The sequence below is a fragment of the uncultured Chitinophaga sp. genome (assembly GCF_902168175.1).
In the GTDB taxonomy this organism is placed as follows: Bacteria; Bacteroidota; Bacteroidia; order Chitinophagales; family Chitinophagaceae; genus Chitinophaga.
Window position 1 is genome coordinate 60,624 of sequence record NZ_CABHOU010000021.1, and the last position, 22,773, is coordinate 83,396.

A 22,773-nucleotide genomic window follows, 5' to 3' on the forward strand; every position below is an offset into this window, starting at 1 on the left:
TTGGGAAGGCATGGCGTTTGACGTATGCAACTTAGATATTTTTGCGCATATGAAAAGAACATTGGTCATAGTCATACACCCCGATTTATCAGCATCGAAGGTGAATAAAAGATGGTTGGAAGAACTGAGTAAACATAACGACCGGTACCTGGTCCATGACTTACACAAAAGATACCCTGACGGTAAAATAGACGTGCAGGCAGAGCAAAAGTTAATAGAAAGTCATGATCAAATAATTTTCCAGTTCCCCTTTTATTGGTTCAACTGTCCACCGTTATTCAAAACCTGGCTGGACGATGTATTAACTTATGGTTGGGCCTATGGCAGCAAAAGCGGCTACAAAATGCAGGGCAGGAAGGTAGCCCTGGCCATATCTGCAGGTATTGACAAGCACGAGTACGAAGCGGGCGCGAAGTATAAATATACCCTTGAACAGCTTACCGCGCCGTTTGAGTTATCGTTTGAATATGTACATGCAGATTACAGGCCTCTTTTTGCATTTTATGGGGCAGAATTTCATGCTACGCCGGAAAGAATAGAGGAAAGTACGGCGGCGTACATGACATTTATGGAGTCGTTTTAAGTGGAAACCATCGTAAATAAAAAAAGCAGGTCGATCGACCTGCTTTCATTTGTGTGACCCGGATTGGATTCGAACCAATGACCTACTGCTTAGAAGGCAGTTGCTCTATCCAGCTGAGCTACCGAGTCATCCTTTCCAAAATAAATGGTTACATTTATCGTTTGGGAGTGCAAATTTATATAATTTTCATTCAATAAATCAAATTCGTTTGTATTAAAGCAAAGAAAAGATAACTATGGAGGTTAAAATAGAAGAAAGCTGGAAGGAATTATTGAAAGACGAGTTCCAGAAATCCTACTTTGAACAGATCGCGATGCACCTTAAAATGGAGAAAGCTACGGGCAAAACCATTTATCCTCCGGGCGGCCTGATGTTCAATGCCTTCGACAAAACACCCCTAGATAAACTAAAGGTAGTGCTTTTAGGGCAGGACCCATATCATGGTCCGGGCCAGGCGCATGGACTTTGCTTTTCGGTGCAGGATGGTGTAAAACCTCCTCCTTCGCTTGTAAATATTTATAAAGAGATCAATAAAGACCTCGGGCTTCCCATCCCCCAAACCGGAAACCTGACCCCCTGGGCCGAAAACGGCGTGCTGCTGCTTAACGCCATGTTGTCGGTAAGGGCCAATGAACCTGCATCGCACAGTAAAATAGGCTGGGAAAACTTCACCGATGCCGTGATCCAGAAAATATCCGATAAGAAAAAAGGCGTGGTATTTATTCTCTGGGGGCGTTTTGCGCAGGATAAACAAATCCTGATAGATGCTACCAAACACCACATTCTGAAAGCGGCCCACCCCTCTCCTTTTAGTGCAGACAAAGGCTTTTTCGGTTGCAGGCACTTTTCCAAAACCAACGAATTGCTGGTAAAAGAAGGGCTTGAACCTATCGACTGGCGCCTGTAAACTCCGCTTCCGCTATTAAATTTTTATTATTGTACCCGGCTTTCTTACATTTGGCCCAACAGATAAAAGGACCAATAAATCCCTTTGTATGAACTGGTTCAAGAATATAGCAGGCCGCATCTACGCGGTGTATGGACTCATCATGTTCGCCGTCACTATGCTGATCGTTTTCATCCCGATCTGGATCTTCTCCCATTTCCCGGACCCGGCCAAAACACGCTGGTTCCTGCACTTCGGCCGGGTATGGATGAACGTATTTATGCCGCTGATCGGCTGCCCGGTGAGGCGGAAAGGGCTGGAAAACTTCGCTAAGGGGCAATCTTATGTAGTGGTATGCAACCATAATTCACTGATAGATGTGCTGGTTACCACAGCCGAGGTACCCGGGGTAAGTAAAACGCTGGCGAAGGTGGAGATGGGTAAAATTCCGCTGTTCGGTATCATGTACCGCATCGGCGGTATTATGGTAGACCGTAAAGATGAGGAGAGCCGTAAGAACAGTGTGATACAGATGAAAGAGGCGCTACGTTTGGGCATGCATGTGCAGTTGTATCCAGAAGGTACCCGCAATAAATCAAAGTACCCGCTTAAGAACTTTTACGATGGTGCCTTTGCGCTGGCAATAGATACGCAGACGCCCATTATGCCCTCGCTCCTATTTCATACCCGTAAAATTCTGCCGGTAGCCGGATTTTGGGCCGCACCGCATCCGATAGACTATCATTTTCTTCCTCCTATTTCTACTAAAGGCCTTACGCAGCATGATATACCGGCATTGAAGGAAAAGGTGTTTACATTAATGTGGGAGTATTACCGGGAACATACGCCTCAAAAGACTTCGGCTAAGGCTGGTTATGTTCAGGGAGCAAATGCCTTCTAATTAGTACTATTACCTAATAGCGCCGTTTCGGATATAGGACGGGTAGGTTTCTGGTCAATAGCAATACTTTCATACAACTTCCAAATACAACTTCGGTGTATACACCGACCATGCCGTATATGACTATCGAAAGAGAAATCTATCCAATATCTATACTGCCGGGCAGCAACAGTTCCACAACCGTCAACTACATCAAACGAAAATCCACTAAAAGCTATCGCGTTATAAATCATAGAACTGCCGCGTGCGATTCACGCGGAGGTCGCGGAGGATGCCTGCTTTAGGACTGATAGTGATGCTGAATGACCTGTAAGAGCCGAACGGCACCAGGTTAATCGACATCTGCCAGCAATGCAGGTCGCGGGAAACGTACATGGTGGTATACGATATCTGGTTAAGCCTGAAGTCGTAACCGCTGCTCATGCCTATTTTCCAATTGGGTGTGAGGCTAAAGTCGCCGTTAAAACTCAGGTATTGGGTAAATACGGTAGTATCCCTCCTGTAATCGGCCGTGCGGGTTTTGGTATAGTTAAGGCTGTACGAAAGGTCGATGCGCCAGGGAATGTCGAAGTCTACATATTCGCCGGGGTTAGCCCTTGTCATTTCCAGCTGCCGGCGCTGGGCCTCTAACTGTGCATCTGTAGTTTCGTTCTCTAATATCTCATCCTTCTTCTGCTCCTTCTCCTTACTCTTCTTATCCTGCGACTGGAAAGAAGTACTGATGGCCACGTTCATACTCGTAAGGCGGCCCAGTTTCTTTGTATCGATACCCTGCCATGTATACTTGTCCAATCTTCTGCCGAGGGAGTCAAGCTGGTAAGGGTCGATTACGCCGTTGGCGGAAATGTTCACCTTATCAAACAGGTTAGTACGGGCATATATGGAGAAGGTAGATAATTGGAAGGAGTCGGCCACAAGGTTGTAGCTACCATTGATACCGAAGCCGTCCAGCAGTTTTATCTTTTTAGCGTCGGCCGTGTCCTTTTTGGATTTCCTCATCTTCATCTCCAGGTTATTATCAAGGCCGAAGCTAATACCACCAAATGTTCCGGATGAAGGCGGCCCGAATACAGAACCGTCGAAATAAGAAACACGCTGAACAGCATTAGCAGTGGTATCGTAACGAAGGTTATAATAATATTGTTCGGAGAGGTCGGGTTTATAGCTGAAGCTCACTGTAGGACGCATTACGTGGCGGATTTGCTGGACTTTACCTTTATTAAAGGTGTACATACCGTATAACGAAGTAGCCAGCGACATACCCGTACTCACCTCACGCATAGAATAAAACCCGTTCTCGTATACACTGTCGATTTTGTAATCGGCTTCGTTCCAGGTGCGGTTCAGTTTTTTGGTATACCACTTCTCAGAGTAGCTTACGCTGGGCGACAGGGTAATGCTTCTTCCCAGTGGAATGGAGAAACTCAGGGGAATCTGGTGCTGCATACCCGTTTGCAGCCTGTCCCACATCGGTGCTTTACCAAAGGTGCTGTCTTTAAAAGTGGTGGTATTACGCAGGTTACCAGTGTAGCTGATACCTATCTTCTCATACCACCTTGGGTTACCCGCACCACCATCGCGCTGGAAGGGGTACAGGGTATTTACGGTAAATGCGGCTTCAGGAGCAGTTATGGTAACATCCCTGGTGGCCGTATTCTGCGAGTGGTTAAGCGATAAGGTTAAGTTATAGGGCTTACCCTGCCAGCTCTTACTGTAGGCAATAGAGGAGGTAAGAATGTTGTTAAGCCTTGTCTGGTAATCAGTTACGTTATAAGAGTTATAGTTCGACGTACCAAAATGCACGTTAGCGCTAAAGTTGGTACCTGGTCTTGCCTTACTGTCCATACTATGGTTCCAGGTAACGTTAAAGTCGCGCGAAACCGAAAAATCTTCCTTCACTTCCTTGTCGCCGAAGCGGGTGTTGGCAATAGAGAAGTTCAGACCGCCATTGTAACGGTACCTTTTGCGGTACGTAGGGCTAAAGGTGGTACCCCAACTGCCGTAAGAATATATGTTACCGCGAACGGTAAGGTCCAGGTATTCGCCCAGGCCAATATAATAACCGCCGTTTTCAAGGCCTATACCCTTTTGCTGGTTCACCGTGTACTGCGGCACCAGTATACCCGAGCGCTGGCCCGAAGTAATAGGGAAAATAGCGAACGGTATATACAAAGGTGTCGGTATCCCCTGGATTTCCAGGTTGGCCGGCCCCGAGATAATCAGTTTATTAGGGATTACTTTGATTTTCCGGGCGCGGAAGGCAAAGTGCGGCGTATCGAGGTTACAGGTGGTATAACCGTTTTTGAATCCAAAAACGGTATTATCCGCCGCCTTTTTTACCTGCTGGCTGCTTATGTACCCCTCTCCATACTGAGCTTTGGTGCCATAAATCTTAGCCCGTTGGGAAACAATGCTGTACACAATGCTGTCCTGCTCTGTACTCTGCGAGCCATCGTTGAACACCGGACGGCCGGTTTTCTTACCGAGGGAGTCGATGCTGGGTGTTACCCGAAGTATACCAGTTTCCTGGTCGATAAACATTCGATCTCCCGTTACGTTAATTTCTTTATATTTTACATCCGCCGAGCCGTACATGCGTACTATCTTCTGTTTTACGTACGTTACAGAGGAGTCCTTTACCTTAAAGAAGATGGGCGCATCCAGTGTGTCGGCCGATATTTTGGCCAGGTCCATAGAATCACCAGCTACGCGAACAGCAGCGGTATCGGCAGGAATTGTATCATTAAAACGCCTGGGGGCGCTGGTATCGTTCATTTTAATCCGCTGGCGGAGCAGCGAATCCATAATAGGAGTTCTCTGATTGGGCGCTGTATCGTTTGCCGGAACAGTATCTGCTGGCAGCGGCCCCTCTGCTAAATTTTTGTTAAAAGACGGCAACGATACACCGGCAGCACGGGCAATACCGTCTAATAAGACAGGTGATGATAGTAATAAAATCACTATCACCGGCAATTGCGACTGCCTGAAAAACTTTTTATAATTATTTTTGCAGAAAGGGTACATGTGTCAAGCGGGCACAAACCTACAAGTTTTTATACAAATTATAACATGATGGTTGCTGTAAAAACAACACACGAAAGTGTGAAAGGCTGGATAAACAGGCATTATCATTGTTGGAAGAACTAAAAATTTATATATTTTTTAAGATAAACTAACCCATTAAAACAAAAAACAAACAGCAACATGCGTTGGACAAGACCATTGACAACAGGATTGGGTATAGCGTTAGTTTCGATTTTATTCATCAGCGCTAAGGTGGCAGCACCTCGGCAGGACAAACCTATTAAAGTAATTGTAATAGATGCCGGCCATGGCGGGCATGATAGCGGAGCAAAAGGAAAATTCTCCACTGAAAAAGACATATCCCTTTCCGTAGCCCTTAAGCTGGGTAAAATCATTGAGGATAAAATGCCCGATGTGAAAGTCGTGTACACCCGCAAGGTAGACCGTTTCGACGATCCCCGGGAAAAAGCCAGGATCGCTAACGACGCCATGGGCGACCTTTTTATATCTATTCACTGTAATGCTGCTTACGGCAGGAAAATATCCCACTACACTAAAAGGAAAGGTTCTAAAAAGAAGTACCCGGTGTACGTTAACGTACCCAGCGCGGCAAAAGGAACTGAAACCTACGTTTGGGCTACCAGCAAGAACAGCGCTAAAACTGATGCGCTTCGCAGCAACTCCGTAATCGTACTCGATGCCAATTCTGAAGAAAGCAAGCAGATGATGGATGCGAACGACCCTGCCAGTATGATTATGCGTAACACCCTGCGTAACGCCTTTTTCGACAACAGCCTTCGCCTTTCTAACCTTGTGGAAGACGAGTTTACCCAGGTTGGCCGTATTAGCCGTGGGGCACGTCAGCGTGATGAGAAGGGTATTTGGGTGCTGCAGGCGACTGCCATGCCCAGCGTACTGATAGAGCTTGGCTTTATCAGTAACGAGGAAGAGGAGGAATACCTCAACTCCGCCGCCGGACAGAACGAAACAGCGAATGCTATATTCCGCGCCACCAAACGTTACAAAGAACATTTGGAACGTTATGGTGAAAATACCCCGGTGGAAAGCGTAACCCCTCCTCAGCCGGCTGCTGTGGAAAAACCGGTACAAAATACCCCCGTTTCCGTTAAGAACGAACAACCACTGCCCCCTCCCCCTGCGGCAGAAGCATATAAGGTACAACTTTGCATTACTGACAAGGTATACACGGAAAACTCTACCGTATTTAAGAAACTCGGTCCCAAGAGTAATATAGAAAGGGAACAGGTTTTGATAGATAGGAAGAAGAAATACAAATACCTGCTTGGCACCTTCCGCACAGAAGCGGAAGCCCACGCGGCAATGTATAAGGCGCAGAAGCAGGGTTTTCCGGATGCATTCGTAGTGCCATATAAAAATGGTTTGCGGCTGAATTCGCTGATGTGAGATAATAACTTATCTTTACCGCACATTCACCCTCCTGCAACTGCTCACATCTGTAATAGTTATTTTTTTGCTAGCAGCAAACCATTATACAATAAAACTGGATGAAAATATCTAACGAAACCAAAGTAGGCATACTGTCTGCCGTAGGAATTACTTTTTTGGTCCTGGGGTTTAACTTCCTCAAGGGTAACAGCTTGTTTTCCTCAAAGAAAAAGATTTACGCCGTATATAAACAGGTAAACGGCCTTCAGCCCTCTAACAGCGTACAGGTAAACGGCCTCATTGTGGGCAATGTAACCGACCTGCAGGTGCTGGACAAAAACGCCGGACAAATCCTGGTGACCCTCTCCATCAGCAAAAAGATAGAGATTCCCCGGAACTCCGTAGCCCGCATCAGCAGCGAACTGCTGGGCACCAAAAAAGTGGAACTAGACTTTGGCAACTCCAGCGAATACCTCGAAAATGGTGATACTATCTACGCCGCAGTAGATAATTCCATTACGGATGCGTTAAAAGAGCAGCTTAACCCACTGGTAACCAAACTGGAAGGCACCCTGGGCCAGGTTGACTCCCTGCTTATGACCGTGAACTCCGTTTTTGATACCACTGCAAAAGGTAACCTGCGCTCTGCCATTAACCACCTTAACGGCACCATGGGCCATCTTTCCACCGCTACTAACTCCCTTAACGGCATGATGGAAAAAAATGGTAATATTTACGGCACATTCAACAACCTGGAAGCGGTAACCGCCAACCTGAAGGCTAACAACGAAAAAATTACAGGTATACTGGATAATGCCAACAAAACCATGGGTACCCTGGCCAACGGGCAACTTGAAGAAACACTGAATTCTCTTCAGCAAACATCCGCCAGCCTCAGCAGCACCATCAATAAACTCAATAGCACCGACGGTACTGCCGGCCTGCTGCTGAACGATAAAAAAGTATATAATAACCTGCAGGCTACCCTCGCAAGCCTCAATAAACTCATAGAAGACCTCCGTTACAACCCTAAAAGGTATGTACACTTCTCGCTGTTTGGTAAAAAAGATAAGGTGAAGCCGATACCTTCAGATACGGCACAATAATGCTTAATATGCTGCAACGCTTTCAATACAGGTTCATTCTCATTCTTTTAATGGGATTGACCGGTAGTTTCTATGCCAATGCCCAGGACTCTTCAGAGGTAATAAAAATCATAAGGTCCGGACGACTCAATTTCATTAAAAAAGATTCACTCGAGCTAACGCGTGTTTACAGCGATACGATCAATGGCGCACACGTGCAGGCGCTGTTTCAGCACGGCACTACCCTGCTTTATGCCGACAGTGCAATAAAACGGACCGATGCAGTAGACGCATACGGGAATGTACATATCAACAATAACGACAGCGTACATACTTACTCGGACTTTTTGCATTATAATGGTCCCACGAGGGTGGCTACCCTGCGCGGCAACGCCCGCCTTACCGATAAACAGGTAGTAATTTCGGGGCCGGAAATGGTGTACGATATGAATGCCAAAATAGGCAGTTACTCCAACGGAGGTAAACTGGTAAACGAAAAATCGACGCTTACCAGCCACGAGGCGTTCTATTACACCGAAACCAAGGACGTATATTTTAAAAAGAACGTAGTACTGATAAATCCGGACTATACCCTTTCTACGGATACACTACTTTATAATACAGATACTAAAATAGCTACTATCGTAGCCCCTACCACCATCAATGATGGTAAGCGGATCACCTACGTATCGTCGGGCATATACAATACAGAAACCGGTATGGGTAACTTTACCAGCAGACCTATTATTACCGACAGTACGGGCGACTTCACCGCAGATAACATCGATATTGATAAGTTAAGCGGCGTGGCTACTGCCACCGGTAATATGATCTGGAGAGATACCGTACATAAGATCATACTGCTTGGCAACTATGGGCAGATAAACCAGACGAACAAATTCGTATTTGCCACGCAAAGACCTGTATCTATTACCTATAGCGGTAAAGACACACTCTTTATGACAGGCGACACCCTGGCCTCCGGCATCATTAAAAAAGATACGGCTAAAGTGTACGCCAAAGACTCCATCATAGCCATTCAGGCGCCCGCCATCAGCGATTCGCTGGAAACGGCGCCGGATTCAGCTGCTTCGGAATTCCGTAAACGCGCTGACCTGGCCATAGCAGGAAGGAGAGATTCAGCAACCATTACCGTACAGCCCTCCCGCCCCGACTCCATCCCGAAAATCGCGGATGCGAACCGGGACAGCCTGCGCGCCAGGATAGCACTCTCCGGACTTAAGCCTGATTCCATTGCTCCCACGGTACCTGTCACCGGGCTACAACCCGACTCCCTTGCTGCCAGGCCGCTCGCCATGGTTACAGACAGCGTACCTCCTAAAGACACCACCGAACATCGTTACATAAACGCGTATCACAACGTACGCATCTACTCAGACTCCCTGCAGGCCGTGTGCGACAGCGCCTATTACAGCAGCGTGGATTCAGTATTCCGCATGTACCAGAAACCAGTACTCTGGGTAAAAGAAATGCAGATGTTTGGCGATACCGTATTCCTCTTTACTAAAAACAAAAAGGGAGATAAAATACTGCTCGATCAGAACGCCATGCTGGCTACCGAAGTGATCAAAGGCTATTACAACCAGATAAAAGGCAATACCATTACAGGCTACTTTAAGGACGACAAACTGTATTACATGCGGGTATACGGCAACGCTGAAAGCCTTGTATACCAGCAGGACGCCGACAGTGCCTTTACCAACGTACAACGCTCTACCTGCGCCATTATCGATATGCACTTTGTGGACGGGCAACTGGAATATATCGTCAATATTAAAGATCACGAAGGTGGCATTTATCCCTTCACCCAGTTCCCGGCAGATCAGCGCCTCCTCACCAACTTCAAATGGGAGTTCGATCGCAAGCCTAAATCAAGATATGAATTGATCGGTAACTAAAAGCATAAACGAATTCAGATATGACCGTAACATCCCTTATCCGGAGAAAATTCCTTTCGCCCCTGCTTGAGTTTTTACATGATAGCAGAGCGGTGGGTATCGTGCTTATTATCTGTACGCTAATTTCGATGATTGTTTCCAATACTGCCTGGGGATCAGCCTTCACTGGCTTCTGGACGCAGTTATTCGATTTACAGGGCGGTCACTATTACGAAGTGGCAGGTTTACATCTTCCCAACTCCCCTCTGCAGTGGATCAACGATGTGCTGATGGTATTTTTCTTCCTGCTGGTAGGCATGGAGATTAAGCGGGAACTTACTATCGGTGAATTATCATCCGTAAAAAAATCTTTATTACCTGTACTGGCGGCCGTTGGCGGTATGGTGGTACCTGCGTTGATCTTTACCTGTTTTAATAGTAGCAGTGAATATGCACACGGCTGGGGCATCCCCATGGCTACTGATATTGCATTTTCATTGGGCGTACTTTCGCTATTGGGTAATCGTGTGCCCCTATCTCTCAAAATATTTCTGACAGCCCTGGCTATTATCGACGACCTGGGTGCGATACTGGTAATTGCCGTATTTTATACAGATCATATCAGTATCGGCTTTTTATTGGGCGGTGCTGGCATTTTGGCCTTACTAGTACTGTTCAACATGTTCAAAGTAAAACGGCTGGTATTTTATATCATTCCCGGCATTGTACTTTGGTATTGCATTTTTAATTCCGGGATACACGCCACCATCGCCGGTGTGCTACTCTCCTTCTGCATTCCGCTCGACAAGATCAGTCAACTCGAACACCGCCTGCACGACCCTGTTAATTTTATCGTGATGCCACTTTTTGCGCTGGCCAATACTGCTATTGTATTTCCGCCAGACATACTGCATGCTTTCAGCAACACCGTTAGTTATGGTATTATTGCCGGACTGGTAGTTGGCAAACCGGTGGGCATCTTCTTATTTTCATTTATAGCGACCAAATTAAAACTCGCCGCATTGCCCTCAGGCACAAGGTGGTCGCAGTTATTGGGCATCGGGATAATTGCCGGTATTGGCTTCACAATGTCCATCTTTATCGCCTCTCTCGCTTATCATGATGCCTCGCAACATGCTATCCAGGTCATCGCAATTATCTCTGTTATCACCGCTTCTCTGTTATCCGGCATACTTGGATTTGTTTATTTACGTTTGATAAGGGATTAACATTTTCTTGGCATTGTTATTGTAAATTCCTGATCAATGAAATATCGCATCATACTGGTAGCAATCATCAGTAGTTTGGCAATTAAAGCGAAGGGACAAACAGCAGGGCAGCTTGAAGCCGGTGTAAGACTGGGTTTACCATTAGGTCCTACCGCACGTTATTACATCAGCGATAAGTTTGCAGCAGAGGCAATTGTGGGTTTATACAACCGTACCGTTTCACTTACTGCACTCGGTGAATTTCACTTCGATCTTTCCGCACTTACTACAGAAGGTTTTGGCTGGTATGCCGGCGGCGGCGCGCACCTCGGGAACAGGGTGATAGATGGGAACAATAAGTTCCTGGCCGGTATTGACGGAATTGCAGGAGCCAATTACAACTTTCCCACAATTCCGCTTAATATCAGTATAGACTGGAAACCAGCAGTCCACTTCACTACCTCCCACGAATTTGCAGATTTCGGTATTTCGGCCCGCTATATATTCGGGCGAGGAAAAAAGGACTAAAGTTTTTTTAATCAATACTAACTACTATGAAAAAAATCGTATTACTCTGTGGCATTCTTTCAGTATTGTCGCTTGGAGCAAATGCGCAGCGCACAAGCGATCCGGCAGATTACAAAACAGGTCTTGGTGTAAGGTTAAATCCCTGGCTGATCGGTTTTACGGCCAAACATTTTATTAAAGGGCCACATGCTATTGAAGGCATAGTACATCACTATTTCGCAGGCGGCGGCAACGATCGGGTTAACAATGTTACGTTCACCGGCCTTTACGAATACACCTTCAATGTTTTCGGTAAATCCGAATGGAACATGTATGGAGGCGGCGGCGCTCACCTGCAATTATGGGAAAACAGGTATTACGACGGAGATCGTTGGAGAGGAGATGGAAGTAAAGCCTATGTGGGTCTTGATGGCATATTTGGTATCGAGTATACCTTCAAAAAAATTCCGCTCAACCTCAGCGCCGACCTTAAACCTTACTTCCACTTCAATGGCGGTAACGACTTTATTGGCGAACAAATTGGCGGCGTCTCGGCACGTTATACGTTCAAATAATTACAGCATCCCCCGATATTTAAATCCCGGCTTTACAGGCCGGGATTTCTTTTTTTTGGAACAAACATCAGGATTGCTAATCAGCCGCCGTTGTGTCACTCCTTTCAGCGACTGAATCATTTATGGGCGTTTTTACACTATTGTCGCAAATACACCCGCGGGTACTAAAACATGCCTGACCGTCCGCTCACCGTCCGCTCATCCTCCGCTCATGTGCCGCTCAGGTTATATCCACGTTATATCTATCCTCTATGTTAGTACCTACATGAAAGCAATGGGCCGAACACTGCTTTCGGGCATATTTACGGTGCGTGACAATTCACCCGGTGTAAATGCTATTACGGAGGTGTATACACCATACGGTAAATCTAAAGGTCACTCCCTTCAGCGAAAGAATATTTATCAGGCACTTACCCTTTGCAGGCCCTCTCAATACTCTTTGAATACCCTTTCAAAGCCCTTTCAATAATAGGAGACCAATTCTTCGTCATCGTAAGAAGAAGCCTGCATTCGGCCGTGCCGGGCACCAGGAATAGTTAGGCACGTGTATACATCACATCCTGCCTGGAGAGCAGCCTTCGCACCATATTTGCTATATTTACTTTATAACGAAGGCCATGAAAATATTCTCCGCTGAACAAATACGCGCCGCAGACGCTTACACCATTGCCCACGAACCCGTGAGCAGCATTATGCTCATGGAAAGAGCTGCGGCGGCCTGTGCAGCCTGGATCAGGAATAAATTCAGCGAAACCACGCCCATCTGCATTTTCTGTGGCATGGGTAACAACGGCGGCGACGGACTGGCCATTGCCAGGTTGCTACTTCACAGGGGCTATAACGTAGAAGTATACCTCGTTCACCACAGCGAAAAGTCATCCGACGATTACACGGCCAACCTTCGTCAACTTGAAAAAGAACAGCCTGCCCTTATACACCACATCCGCGCCCAAAGCGATTTTCCATCCCTGCCCGCAAACGCGGTGCTGGTAGATGCAATATTCGGGACAGGCCTTTCCCGCCCGGTAGAAGGCTGGGTAGCAGGCATCCTGCACAAAATCAGCGATCTGGCTGATAAAAACGTTATAGTGGCTATCGACATCCCATCCGGGTTAATGGCCGATAAAAGTTCGGCACATCAACCCTGTGTACATGCCCGCTACACCCTCAGTTTCGAGTTTTATAAACTCGCTTTCCTGATGCCGGAGAATGCCAGTATTACAGGCGAGGTGTATATCCTGCCTATTGGACTACACCCGGCTTATATCGCCCATACTATTACACCTTACCATATTATCGACCGGGATATTATTCGCACTATATACCAGCCACGCAAACCATTTTCGCACAAGGGGACCTTTGGGCATGCTTTGCTTATTGCAGGCAGTTATGGTAAAATGGGCGCCGCTGTGCTGGCCGCTAAAGCTTGCCTAAGGGCAGGTGTTGGTCTGCTTACTGTACATGTGCCCTGCTGCGGGTACGAAATTATGCAGGCAACAGTGCCTGCTGCCATGTGCGTAGCCGAAGTGGAAGAACAACACAGCATCCACTTTCATGAAGGCCTCCAAAGCAACTATAAATGTATCGGCATTGGACCCGGGATAGGCACCGAAACAGCGACAGCCCGTTCGCTGGAACGTTTGCTGTCTGCAGCTACCGTGCCAATGGTCATTGATGCCGATGCGCTGAACATTATCGGCACTTACCCTGCACTGCTGAACAAAATACCTAAACACTCCCTGCTCACCCCACACCCTAAAGAGTTTGAGCGGTTGTTTGGAAGTACTGCCAATGATTACGAACGGCTGGAACTGTTGGCGAAAAAATCAGCCGACTTACAGCTCTACATCTTGCTTAAAGGCCGTTATACCGCCATTGCCTGTCCGGATGGCGCTATCTATTTCAATATCACCGGCAACCCAGGTATGGCTACGGGTGGTAGTGGTGATGTGCTTACAGGCATTCTTACCTCCCTGCTTTGCCAGGGCTACAGCGCCAAAGCTGCCATCCTCTTCGGTGTATGGCTACATGGCACCGCCGGCGATGCCGCTGCCCGGGTTTTATCGGAAGAAGCGCTTTCCCCCGAAGACATCATAAACAACCTCGGAAATGTATTTCTCAGTTTAAAGGCGCAATAAGCGTAATAAAGACCCTTATATACCCCCATACAAAGCCTTGCAAATCAGCCTAGAAATCCCGGTTAATTTCAATATATTCGTCCACTAGTAAAAATAATTTTAATACATTATTTTTACTCGACACCCTAATTTTTAATAAAAGAACCAAAATGAGTATCGTCTACCTGATTCCACTATTCGGACTGATTGCACTGTTATTTACTGCTGTACAAAGCGCATGGGTAAGTCGCCAGGACGCCGGAAACGAAAAAATGACCGAGATTGCCCGGCATATTGCCGAAGGCGCCATGGCCTTCCTTAAAGCTGAATACAAGATTTTAACTTATTTCGTAATCATTGCAGCCCTGCTGCTCGGCTATATGGGTGCCAGTCATGCCAATTCCGACTGGACCATTGCCCTTGCCTTTATCATTGGTGCTATTTTTTCTGCGCTTGCCGGTTTTATCGGTATGAAGATAGCCACCAAGGCGAACGTTCGTACTGCGCAGGCGGCCCGTACCAGTCTTTCAAAAGCGTTGAAAGTATCGTTTACGGGCGGGTCCGTAATGGGCATGGGCGTTGCAGGTTTGGCCGTATTGGGCCTGGGTAGCCTGTTTATCATCCTTAAAGCCTACTTCGGCGCCGAGGCCGATACCCCGGAAATGATCAAAACCATCGAGGTGCTTACTGGTTTCTCTCTGGGTGCAGAAAGCATTGCGCTGTTCGCACGTGTGGGTGGCGGTATATATACAAAAGCGGCCGACGTAGGTGCCGACCTGGTGGGTAAAGTAGAGGCAGGCATCCCCGAAGATGACCCTCGTAACCCAGCCACCATTGCCGATAACGTAGGCGATAACGTAGGTGACGTAGCCGGTATGGGCGCCGACCTTTTCGGTTCATATGTAGCCACTGTACTGGCAACCATGGTGCTGGGCGCAGAAACTAAATCGACCGACAACTTTGGCGGTCTGGCCCCTGTGCTGCTACCCATGTTTATAGCCGGTATGGGCATCATCCTTTCTATCATTGGCACTTTCTTCGTTCGCATCAGCGACAATGCTGGTCTTAATACCGCGGCCGTACAAAAAGCACTGAACATGGGCAACTGGGGTTCCATTGTGCTTACCGCCATTGCCGGCTGGTTTGCAGTAAACTGGATACTGCCTGAGTCACTCGTACTGCGCGGACATGAATTCACCAAAGGTGGTGTATTTGGCGCTATCATCGTTGGTCTGGTGGTAGGTACTCTTATGAGCATCATCACAGAATATTATACCGCAATGGGCAAACGCCCGGTACGTTCCATCATCCGCCAGTCGGCCACCGGGCACGCTACCAACATTATCGGCGGCCTTGCAGTAGGTATGGAATCTACCTTGCTACCAATTCTCGTATTAGCTGGCGGTATTTATGGCTCTTACGCTTTTGCCGGTCTGTATGGTGTAGCCATCGCCGCGGCTGGCATGATGGCTACTACTGCCATGCAGTTGGCTATCGACGCTTTCGGCCCTATCGCCGATAACGCCGGTGGTATTGCCGAAATGAGTGAACTGCCAAAAGAGGTGCGTGAAAAAACAGACATCCTCGATGCAGTGGGTAACACTACTGCTGCTACTGGTAAAGGTTTTGCCATCGCTTCCGCTGCACTTACCGCACTGGCGCTGTTCGCTGCTTACGTAGGCGTTATTCAGGCCAATGGGTACAACATCAACAACTCTATCAACATCTATAAAGCGGATGTATTGGCTGGTTTGTTTATTGGCGGTATGATCCCTTTCATCTTCTCGTCCCTCGCAATACGCGCGGTAGGCGAAGCGGCTATGGCTATGGTGGAAGAAGTTCGTCGCCAGTTCCGTACTATTCCAGGTATCATGGAAGGTACTGGCAAACCGGAGTATGATAAATGTGTGGCCATTTCCACGCAGGCATCTATTAAAAAAATGATGCTGCCAGGCGCTATTGCCCTCCTCTCTCCCATCATCATCGGCTTTTTATTAGGCCCTGAAGTATTGGGTGGTTTCCTGGCCGGTGCTACCGTTAGCGGGGTATTAATGGGCATGTTCCAGAACAATGCCGGCGGCGCGTGGGACAATGCGAAAAAATCGTTCGAAAAAGGTGTGGAAATTAACGGAGAGATATACTATAAAAAATCAGAGCCACATAAAGCATCTGTTACTGGCGATACCGTTGGTGATCCTTTTAAAGACACTTCCGGCCCGTCAATGAACATCCTCATCAAACTAATGTCGATCGTATCGCTGGTAATTGCGCCTACCCTGGCCGAGTTGCATAGCAAAATAGATCATACAAGCGTTTCAACTCATCAAACGATACCTGCAATGTCTACCAACATTGAAACGGTAGCTATCGCTGAAAAGATTGAAACAGCGAAGCTTACTCCAGCTCAAATAAAAAATGAGTTAGACGCTGCAACTAAAAAACTCGCGGTGGAAAACATGAAGCGTGCATCAAAACACCTTACTGTAGACTAACCTTGCAGCATACCATCTTACAACAAAAAACGCCTTCAGTACGAAGGCGTTTTTTTATTTATAATAAGATGTAAGATCAGAAGCCTTTACGCATCTTCATCGGACTTACGCCAAACTTCTTACGGAACGCGTTACTGAAGTGTTGCAGCGATGAATAACCCAGTTCGTCCGAGATGGCGGTGAGTGAAATATTCTGCTGTAACATTTGCTGCGCCTGCAACAGGCGATAATCATTGAGGTAGCCGAAAACAGTATTATCAAACATCTGTTTAAAACCATTCTTCAACTTAAACTCATTAATACCCGCTCTTTTCGACAATTCATGTAACGACAACGGCTCCTGCGCATGTTCTATCAGCAGTTCACGCGCATATTGTATCCTGTCACGGTCCGAAACAGAAACCTTTGTAGCTTTAACCGTACGGCCTGTCATTTGCTCCAGCTGTTCGCTTTGCAGCGCCAACAACTCAAGCCCTTTAGATTGAAGGAATAACTTTTTGATACCGCCAGAAAATGTACACTGCTGTATTTCCTGTACCACCTGCATCATCCGCTGCGTCATACCGCTGTTGGAGCGTTGAAACACGGGTTGGTTTTTGATAATACCCTCCACGTATTTATCCAGTACGCTGCTATTGTTAGCGGCCAGTTCAAGAAATTTTGCCGTTGTAAAGTTTAAACCGATTACCTCTATGCCCTGTTTTTTGCGCAGGCTTATCGTTTCGGTATTAGAAGGATTGTAAACCAGGTTATTACTAAACCTGCCGTAACGATGCACTTCTCCGTCGTTAAGTGTAATATCGAAATCGCCCTTTAGTGTATAATAAAGGCCCACTGTGGCGATATGGTCTTTGGCCTCTACATGAATGTTTTCCAATATATCAATGGTACCGTAGCCGAAAAGCATCCCATCAAAGGAAATGTCTTTCATCCTGGCCCTGCCAAAAGATTCGCTTAACTGGATGTCTTCTTCTACAAGCTGGGGCGAACTTATCCGGAGGGATTGAAAAGGCTTATTATCCTGGTAGATAATATCGTAGGCTTCATTTCTAATCACTACTGCCATAATAATCCGTTTTACATAAATATTAATCCCTTAAATGCAAGTCTGCAAAATTATAAAGGACCAACTTTGCAAAAGTATCCTGAAATATTTAATAAAAGCACATGATTGGCGTATTCAAAACAAATATAGACTCACAACATGACAAAAATCAGGTATTGAAGGCCCTAACCGAGCAATTTGAGGCCTCTGCCTGTTCCGTAGACCTGGAAGACTGCGACAAAGTATTGCGCATTGTTTGCCGGCAAACCGAGGAGAACGTGATTGCATTATTCGTGCAAGAACTTGGATATCAATGTACTCCGTTAGACTAACACCCTGTTTCTTACCCCTCGTTTGTTAATCCCCTCCCGCTTATTCCGGCAAATGCTCCGTTTGCCGTAGCTGATTGCCACTTTATTTTATAAAATTTGTGCCGGTATAGGGGGAAATCATTTTCCGCACGTCATATAATCAGAACATCAGAAAAGATAAAAAGTTAAACCTGGAAAATCAATGAAAACGAAAGCAGTTCTGCTTGCGCTCTTTACGCTTATGCTATTGAAGAGCCAATGGGTAAAGGCACAGCAACAACGCTATACGGTTAGCGGTTATGTAAAAGATGACCAGTCGGGCGAAACCCTGATAGGCATCTCCATCGGCAAAACCGGCACTACTATTGGCACCCTATCCAATGAATACGGATTTTATTCACTCACCCTGCCTGCAGGCGAACATGAGTTGCAATATTCCTACATGGGCTACTCCGTCCATAAAATGACCATCAAACTCACTGGTAACAAAACCATAGACGTTAAGATGAAACGGAGCGACAGCCAGCTGAACGAGGTGGTAATCACCGGCAAAGAACAACAGAAAAACATTAACACCATCAATACCAGCGTGGCTAAACTGGATATTGCCGAGTTGAAAAAACTGCCTACACTGATGGGCGAAGCAGACGTACTGCGTGCCATCCAGACCCTGCCAGGCGTTACTACCGTGGGCGAAGGTGCATCAGGCTTCAACGTTCGCGGAGGGAACAGCGACGAAAACCTTATCCTTATGGACGAGGCGCCTGTTTACAACTCCACCCACCTGATGGGTTTCTTCTCAGTGTTTAACCCGGATGCGGTTAAAAACATCAATCTCTATAAAGGCAGCTTTCCGGCTGAATATGGAGGTCGCACGGCTTCGGTGCTGGACATACGCATGAAGGACGGTAACAACCAGAAATTGCAGGTGAATGGCGGTATCAGTAATGTATTCACCCGCCTGTCGGTAGAAGCGCCTATTCAAAAGGATAAATCATCCTTTATTATCGCAGGCCGCCGTTCGTACATCGATGTGCTGATGAAACCTTTCCTGAAAGGCGATATGAAGGATACCAAAATTTACTTCTACGACCTTACCGCCAAGGCGAACTTCAAATTCGATAAAAACAATACCCTTTTCGTAAGTGGCTACTTCGGCCGCGACGTGTTCGGGTTTGGCAAAGAAGCCAATATCAACTGGGGTAACACGACCACGTCTATCCGCTGGAACCATGTGTTTAACAGCAAGCTGTTCATGAACCTTACCACCTACTACAGTAAGTACGATTACAGCCTGAAGTTTACCAGCGATGATGAGCAGGATAAGCAGGGCTTTAGCTGGAAATCGAACATCATTAACTATGGCGTTAAACCTTCGTTTACCTGGTACCTTAACTCCAATAACACATTGCATTTCGGCGTACAGGGGATCTACTACACCTTTAAACCCGGCACTGGCATTGGTACGGAAGGCGACAGCAAAACAAGTTCGATTGTTATCGATAACAAACATGCACTCGAATCGGCAGTATACCTTGATCATGAGTTGAAATTACTGGGCGATAAGATTGGCCTGCAATATGGATTACGTGTATCAGGGTTTAACTATATGGGCGAAGGAACAGCTTATTACTATAATGATACTACCCCTGGTGTACGCAAACGCCTGGTATCTGAGCAGCACTTCGGCGCGGGAGAATCTATAAAAAACTATATGTTCCTCGAACCACGTTTCTCTGCTAAATTCAAGATAAACAATACCAGCGCTGTTAAAGCATCGTACAGCCGTACCGCGCAGTATATGCACCAGTTGTCTAACACTGCTTCTGCAACCCCGCTCGACGTATGGACGCCATCAAGTAACAACATTAAACCGCAGGTGGCTAATCAGTTTGCGTTGGGTTACTTCTACAACTCGCCTAACGGTAGCTTTGAAGCATCCGGCGAAGCGTTTTATAAGATGATGGACAACCAGCTCGACTACATAGATAATGCGTCGCTGGAACTGAATAAACTGATAGAAGCCGATCTGCTGGCCTCTACCGGCAGGGCTTACGGAATTGAACTGTATGCAAAAAAAGAAGTCGGTAAAACAACAGGATGGGTTAGCTACACCCTCTCCCGCAGCGAGCGTAAAACGCCGGGCATTAGCGGTGGTGATTGGTTCCTGAACCGTTACGACCGCCCACATAACCTGAACGTGGTGTTATCGCAGGAGCTGAACAAACGCAGCACGCTGTCTGCCAACTTCGTTTATGCTTCCGGCGCGCCCTCAACATTTGCCGATGCACGCCTCGAGTTCCAGGACTGGGACATTCCGTACAACACCACCGATAAACGTAACAACTACCGTTTGCCGGACTTCCACCGCCTGGACCTGAGCTACACCCTGCAGGGCAAGCCACGTAAACGCTGGAAAGGAGAATGGGTGTTTTCGCTGTACAACGTGTACGCACGCAAAAACACTTACTCCGTTTACTTCCGTCAAAATGAAGACGATGCCACGAAGAAAGAGGCCATTCGCCTGTCTATCATCGGCACCATCATTCCCGGTATCACTTACAACTTTAAATTCTAATGACTGCAAAGCATATGAAAAAGATACTCAGCCAGCTGCTTTTAGCATCTACCGTAATGCTCACAGCATGCGAAACAAAATTTGATCTCGATATAGCCCAGGGCAAAACTATTCCCGTAGTGGACGCGTGGATCACCTCCGCCCCCGGCGTACAACAGGTACGTATCACCGAAACTACGGCTTATACCGGTACGGCACCGGCCAATGTGATCAGCAATGCCAACGTTACCCTTTTCGACCTGACCAGTGGCGACAGCTACCCGTTCGCGTTCGCAAACAATGTATATAGCTACGATCCCGGCAGCACCAACAGTATCGGCGTTATCGGCCACGTGTACAGATTACGTGTAGTGCTGAACGGTCAAACCTTTGAGGCTACCGACACGATTAAACGCGTTCCTGTGATCGATTCGCTGACCGTTGAATTTAAAGAGGCCGAGTTTGGTGATGAGGAAGGCTACTACGCCAAGTTTCATGCCCGCGACCCGGAAGGTGCCAACAACGATTATTATTGGATCCGCTCTTACCGCAACACACTAACAACAAGGATCAGGGACAACTTCGCTATCAACGGTGCGTATAATGAAGATGTATCTGACGGCATTAAATTCATTCCCCCTATCAGCGAAGGAATTACGCGGGGCGACAAACCTTTCCTGAAAGGAGACAAAGTAATCGTTCGTATCGCATCCTGCACCAAAAGGAGCCATGAGTTCCTGGACCATGTGGATACCCAGGTTAACAACGGCGGCCTGTTCGCTAAAGTGCTGGAAAACGTGGGTACCAACCTGGTAAACGTAAGCGGCGGCGACCTGAAAATACTGGGCTGGTTCGGCACATCGGGCACCAGCTTTGCAGAAATAGAAATTCACGAGTAATTATATATTAAAAACAATTAAATGCTGAAATATGAAAAAGATCATATTAGGGCTTGCCATGCTTGTACTCGCCGGTAATAGTTATGGCCAGCAAATGGAAACACTGGCTACTCCCAAAAACGGCAGTAAAATAAGAGTAGGCGGCTATGGTGCCCCCACCATCAAATTCACCCCTTTTGCCGATAAGTTTGCCATCATGATGGGTGGTAATGCCGGTGTGATGCTCAATAGCAAAATTATGCTGGGAGCCGGCGGTTATGCTTTGGTCAATGACATTGAAGCCCCCAGGGTTAACAGTTCCGACCCTACGCTGTACTGGAATATGTGGTACACCGGTTTTGTGGCTGAATACACATTTAACTCTAATAAACTGATACACTGGGGCGTTGGCGGCCTTATTGGCGGCGGTGGCGTAATGAAAGGCGTAAGATGGAAAGAAGACCATGAAGGCGACAACTGGATCGATAACAGTTGTTTCTTTGCGGCGGAACCTTATGCCAACCTCGAAATTAATATAGCGACGTTCATGCGGGTAGGCATCGGTGCTTCCTACAGGTTCATCTCCGGCTCCAACACACCCGGAATTACCGACAGCGACATGAGTGGCCCGGCAGCGCATATTACGCTAAAGGCAGGAAGGTTTTAGAAAGAAGCGTCGTTCTTCTGCAGCGGCACATCCCTTTGACTGGGGTGTGCCGCTTTTTTTATGCTGACAAGTCCCTCTGCCCCTCCCATTCCTGATAACCGGCAAAAATCGATGTTAAAAGAAATAAAAAATATATGCCTGGATTTTGCAATTACGAAAAGTATCGTACATTTGTTTACGAAGATATTCGTACATCAGTAATCTGGACAGGAACAGATCACGATTTAAAATTAGCAAACAATGGACGCCGCAAGGAACATCAAGCCGACGGAAAGTGAATTGGAAATTCTGCGCATACTCTGGGAAAAAGGCCCCAGTACTGTAAGGGATGTGCATGAGATTTTGGAGCAAAGCAAGGAAGCAGGCTACACTACAACCCTTAAGCTCATGCAGATCATGCATGAAAAGGGGTTGCTTAGCCGTGATACCAGCGCTAAAACCCATGTTTACAAAGCCCTTGTGTCGCAGGAAAAAACCCAACAACAATTATTAAACAAAATGATAGATACTGTCTTTAACGGATCGGCCAGTCAGCTTGTAATGCAGGCCCTTGGCCATCACCACTCCTCCCCGGAGGAACTGGACGAGATAAGGCGTTATCTATCTGAAATGGAGAAAAAGCAAAAATAGAT

General features: G+C 46.9%; 17 protein-coding genes and 1 tRNA gene. 15 read left to right on the forward strand and 3 right to left on the reverse strand.

The window, feature by feature from the left end; all coding sequences use genetic code 11:
• Nucleotides 1-49: 49 nt before the first annotated feature.
• Nucleotides 50-583: an NAD(P)H-dependent oxidoreductase gene (locus QZT80_RS02355; RefSeq protein WP_295117211.1), complete on the forward strand. Its 534-nt coding sequence runs from the start codon at nt 50-52 to the stop codon at nt 581-583.
• 54 nt (nt 584-637) lie between these two features.
• Here QZT80_RS02355 and QZT80_RS02360 read toward each other — a convergent pair.
• Nucleotides 638-711, reverse strand: a tRNA-Arg gene (locus QZT80_RS02360).
• Between the two features lie 107 nt (nt 712-818).
• On the opposite strand from QZT80_RS02360, the gene ung reads away from it, so the two are divergent.
• Nucleotides 819-1,490, forward strand: coding sequence for a uracil-DNA glycosylase (ung, locus tag QZT80_RS02365; RefSeq protein WP_295117212.1), 672 nt, complete (start codon nt 819-821; stop codon nt 1,488-1,490).
• Between the two features lie 88 nt (nt 1,491-1,578).
• On the forward strand, nt 1,579-2,370 hold the full coding sequence (locus QZT80_RS02370; RefSeq protein WP_295117214.1) for a 1-acyl-sn-glycerol-3-phosphate acyltransferase: 792 nt from the start codon (nt 1,579-1,581) through the stop codon (nt 2,368-2,370).
• A gap of 222 nt (nt 2,371-2,592) precedes the next feature.
• Here the strand turns inward: QZT80_RS02370 and QZT80_RS02375 are convergent, their stop codons facing one another.
• Nucleotides 2,593-5,175: a putative LPS assembly protein LptD gene (locus tag QZT80_RS02375; RefSeq protein WP_295117216.1), complete on the reverse strand. Its 2,583-nt coding sequence runs from the start codon at nt 5,173-5,175 to the stop codon at nt 2,593-2,595.
• A gap of 399 nt (nt 5,176-5,574) precedes the next feature.
• Here QZT80_RS02375 and QZT80_RS02380 point away from each other — a divergent pair, with 399 nt between their 5' ends.
• The 8 genes from QZT80_RS02380 (at nt 5,575) to QZT80_RS02415 (ending at nt 16,683) form a co-directional block, all read left to right on the forward strand.
• The gene (locus tag QZT80_RS02380; protein ID WP_295117218.1) at nt 5,575-6,819 is read left to right on the forward strand and encodes an N-acetylmuramoyl-L-alanine amidase; all 1,245 of its coding nucleotides are present in this window, start codon (nt 5,575-5,577) and stop codon (nt 6,817-6,819) included.
• A 101-nt stretch (nt 6,820-6,920) separates the two neighbouring features.
• Entirely contained in the window at nt 6,921-7,907 is a 987-nt protein-coding gene (locus tag QZT80_RS02385; RefSeq protein WP_295117220.1) for an MlaD family protein, read from the forward strand.
• A gap of 8 nt (nt 7,908-7,915) precedes the next feature.
• Nucleotides 7,916-9,805, forward strand: a complete 1,890-nt coding sequence (locus QZT80_RS02390; protein WP_295117222.1) for an OstA-like protein — start codon at nt 7,916-7,918, stop codon at nt 9,803-9,805.
• A gap of 20 nt (nt 9,806-9,825) precedes the next feature.
• A complete protein-coding gene (nhaA, locus tag QZT80_RS02395; RefSeq protein ID WP_295117224.1) occupies nt 9,826-11,013 on the forward strand; it encodes a Na+/H+ antiporter NhaA in 1,188 nt (395 codons plus the stop codon).
• A 36-nt stretch (nt 11,014-11,049) separates the two neighbouring features.
• A complete protein-coding gene (locus QZT80_RS02400; RefSeq protein ID WP_295117226.1) occupies nt 11,050-11,520 on the forward strand; it encodes a hypothetical protein in 471 nt (156 codons plus the stop codon).
• A gap of 26 nt (nt 11,521-11,546) precedes the next feature.
• Nucleotides 11,547-12,074 (forward strand): hypothetical protein, encoded by a 528-nt coding sequence (locus tag QZT80_RS02405; RefSeq protein ID WP_295117228.1) that lies wholly within the window; start codon nt 11,547-11,549, stop codon nt 12,072-12,074.
• A gap of 617 nt (nt 12,075-12,691) precedes the next feature.
• The gene (locus QZT80_RS02410) at nt 12,692-14,212 is read left to right on the forward strand and encodes an NAD(P)H-hydrate dehydratase (RefSeq protein ID WP_295117230.1); all 1,521 of its coding nucleotides are present in this window, start codon (nt 12,692-12,694) and stop codon (nt 14,210-14,212) included.
• A gap of 149 nt (nt 14,213-14,361) precedes the next feature.
• Nucleotides 14,362-16,683, forward strand: a complete 2,322-nt coding sequence (locus QZT80_RS02415; RefSeq protein WP_295117232.1) for a sodium-translocating pyrophosphatase — start codon at nt 14,362-14,364, stop codon at nt 16,681-16,683.
• Nucleotides 16,684-16,759: 76 nt separating this feature from the next.
• On the opposite strand, the gene QZT80_RS02420 is transcribed toward QZT80_RS02415, so the two are convergent.
• Entirely contained in the window at nt 16,760-17,749 is a 990-nt protein-coding gene (locus QZT80_RS02420; protein ID WP_295117234.1) for an AraC family transcriptional regulator, read from the reverse strand.
• A gap of 492 nt (nt 17,750-18,241) precedes the next feature.
• Here QZT80_RS02420 and QZT80_RS02425 point away from each other — a divergent pair, with 492 nt between their 5' ends.
• The 4 genes from QZT80_RS02425 to QZT80_RS02440 all read left to right on the forward strand — a co-directional run bounded on the left by QZT80_RS02425 (nt 18,242) and on the right by QZT80_RS02440 (nt 22,771).
• Complete coding sequence (locus tag QZT80_RS02425; protein WP_295117235.1) at nt 18,242-20,617, forward strand: TonB-dependent receptor; 2,376 nt, start codon at nt 18,242-18,244, stop codon at nt 20,615-20,617.
• A 14-nt stretch (nt 20,618-20,631) separates the two neighbouring features.
• The gene (locus QZT80_RS02430; RefSeq protein ID WP_295117237.1) at nt 20,632-21,495 is read left to right on the forward strand and encodes a DUF4249 domain-containing protein; all 864 of its coding nucleotides are present in this window, start codon (nt 20,632-20,634) and stop codon (nt 21,493-21,495) included.
• A 31-nt stretch (nt 21,496-21,526) separates the two neighbouring features.
• Nucleotides 21,527-22,141, forward strand: coding sequence for a hypothetical protein (locus QZT80_RS02435; protein WP_295117239.1), 615 nt, complete (start codon nt 21,527-21,529; stop codon nt 22,139-22,141).
• Between the two features lie 240 nt (nt 22,142-22,381).
• Nucleotides 22,382-22,771, forward strand: coding sequence for a BlaI/MecI/CopY family transcriptional regulator (locus QZT80_RS02440; RefSeq protein WP_295117241.1), 390 nt, complete (start codon nt 22,382-22,384; stop codon nt 22,769-22,771).
• Nucleotides 22,772-22,773 lie beyond the last annotated feature (2 nt).

Bases quoted from the DNA above. Each gene is read 5' to 3' on its own strand.
- QZT80_RS02440 (WP_295117241.1), top strand. From the start codon at position 22,382: ATGGACGCCGCAAGGAACATCAAGCCGACGGAAAGTGAATTGGAAATT.
- QZT80_RS02375 (WP_295117216.1), bottom strand. From the start codon at position 5,175: ATGGATTCGCTGCTCCGCCAGCGGATTAAAATGAACGATACCAGCGCC.
- QZT80_RS02355 (WP_295117211.1), top strand. From the start codon at position 50: ATGAAAAGAACATTGGTCATAGTCATACACCCCGATTTATCAGCATCG.
- QZT80_RS02435 (WP_295117239.1), top strand. From the start codon at position 21,527: ATGAAAAAGATCATATTAGGGCTTGCCATGCTTGTACTCGCCGGTAAT.
- QZT80_RS02425 (WP_295117235.1), top strand. From the start codon at position 18,242: ATGAAAACGAAAGCAGTTCTGCTTGCGCTCTTTACGCTTATGCTATTG.
- QZT80_RS02400 (WP_295117226.1), top strand. From the start codon at position 11,050: ATGAAATATCGCATCATACTGGTAGCAATCATCAGTAGTTTGGCAATT.
- QZT80_RS02420 (WP_295117234.1), bottom strand. From the start codon at position 17,749: ATGGCAGTAGTGATTAGAAATGAAGCCTACGATATTATCTACCAGGAT.
- QZT80_RS02410 (WP_295117230.1), top strand. From the start codon at position 12,692: ATGAAAATATTCTCCGCTGAACAAATACGCGCCGCAGACGCTTACACC.
- QZT80_RS02415 (WP_295117232.1), top strand. From the start codon at position 14,362: ATGAGTATCGTCTACCTGATTCCACTATTCGGACTGATTGCACTGTTA.
- QZT80_RS02430 (WP_295117237.1), top strand. From the start codon at position 20,632: ATGAAAAAGATACTCAGCCAGCTGCTTTTAGCATCTACCGTAATGCTC.
- nhaA (WP_295117224.1), top strand. From the start codon at position 9,826: ATGACCGTAACATCCCTTATCCGGAGAAAATTCCTTTCGCCCCTGCTT.
- QZT80_RS02370 (WP_295117214.1), top strand. From the start codon at position 1,579: ATGAACTGGTTCAAGAATATAGCAGGCCGCATCTACGCGGTGTATGGA.
- QZT80_RS02385 (WP_295117220.1), top strand. From the start codon at position 6,921: ATGAAAATATCTAACGAAACCAAAGTAGGCATACTGTCTGCCGTAGGA.
- QZT80_RS02405 (WP_295117228.1), top strand. From the start codon at position 11,547: ATGAAAAAAATCGTATTACTCTGTGGCATTCTTTCAGTATTGTCGCTT.
- QZT80_RS02380 (WP_295117218.1), top strand. From the start codon at position 5,575: ATGCGTTGGACAAGACCATTGACAACAGGATTGGGTATAGCGTTAGTT.
- QZT80_RS02390 (WP_295117222.1), top strand. From the start codon at position 7,916: ATGCTGCAACGCTTTCAATACAGGTTCATTCTCATTCTTTTAATGGGA.
- ung (WP_295117212.1), top strand. From the start codon at position 819: ATGGAGGTTAAAATAGAAGAAAGCTGGAAGGAATTATTGAAAGACGAG.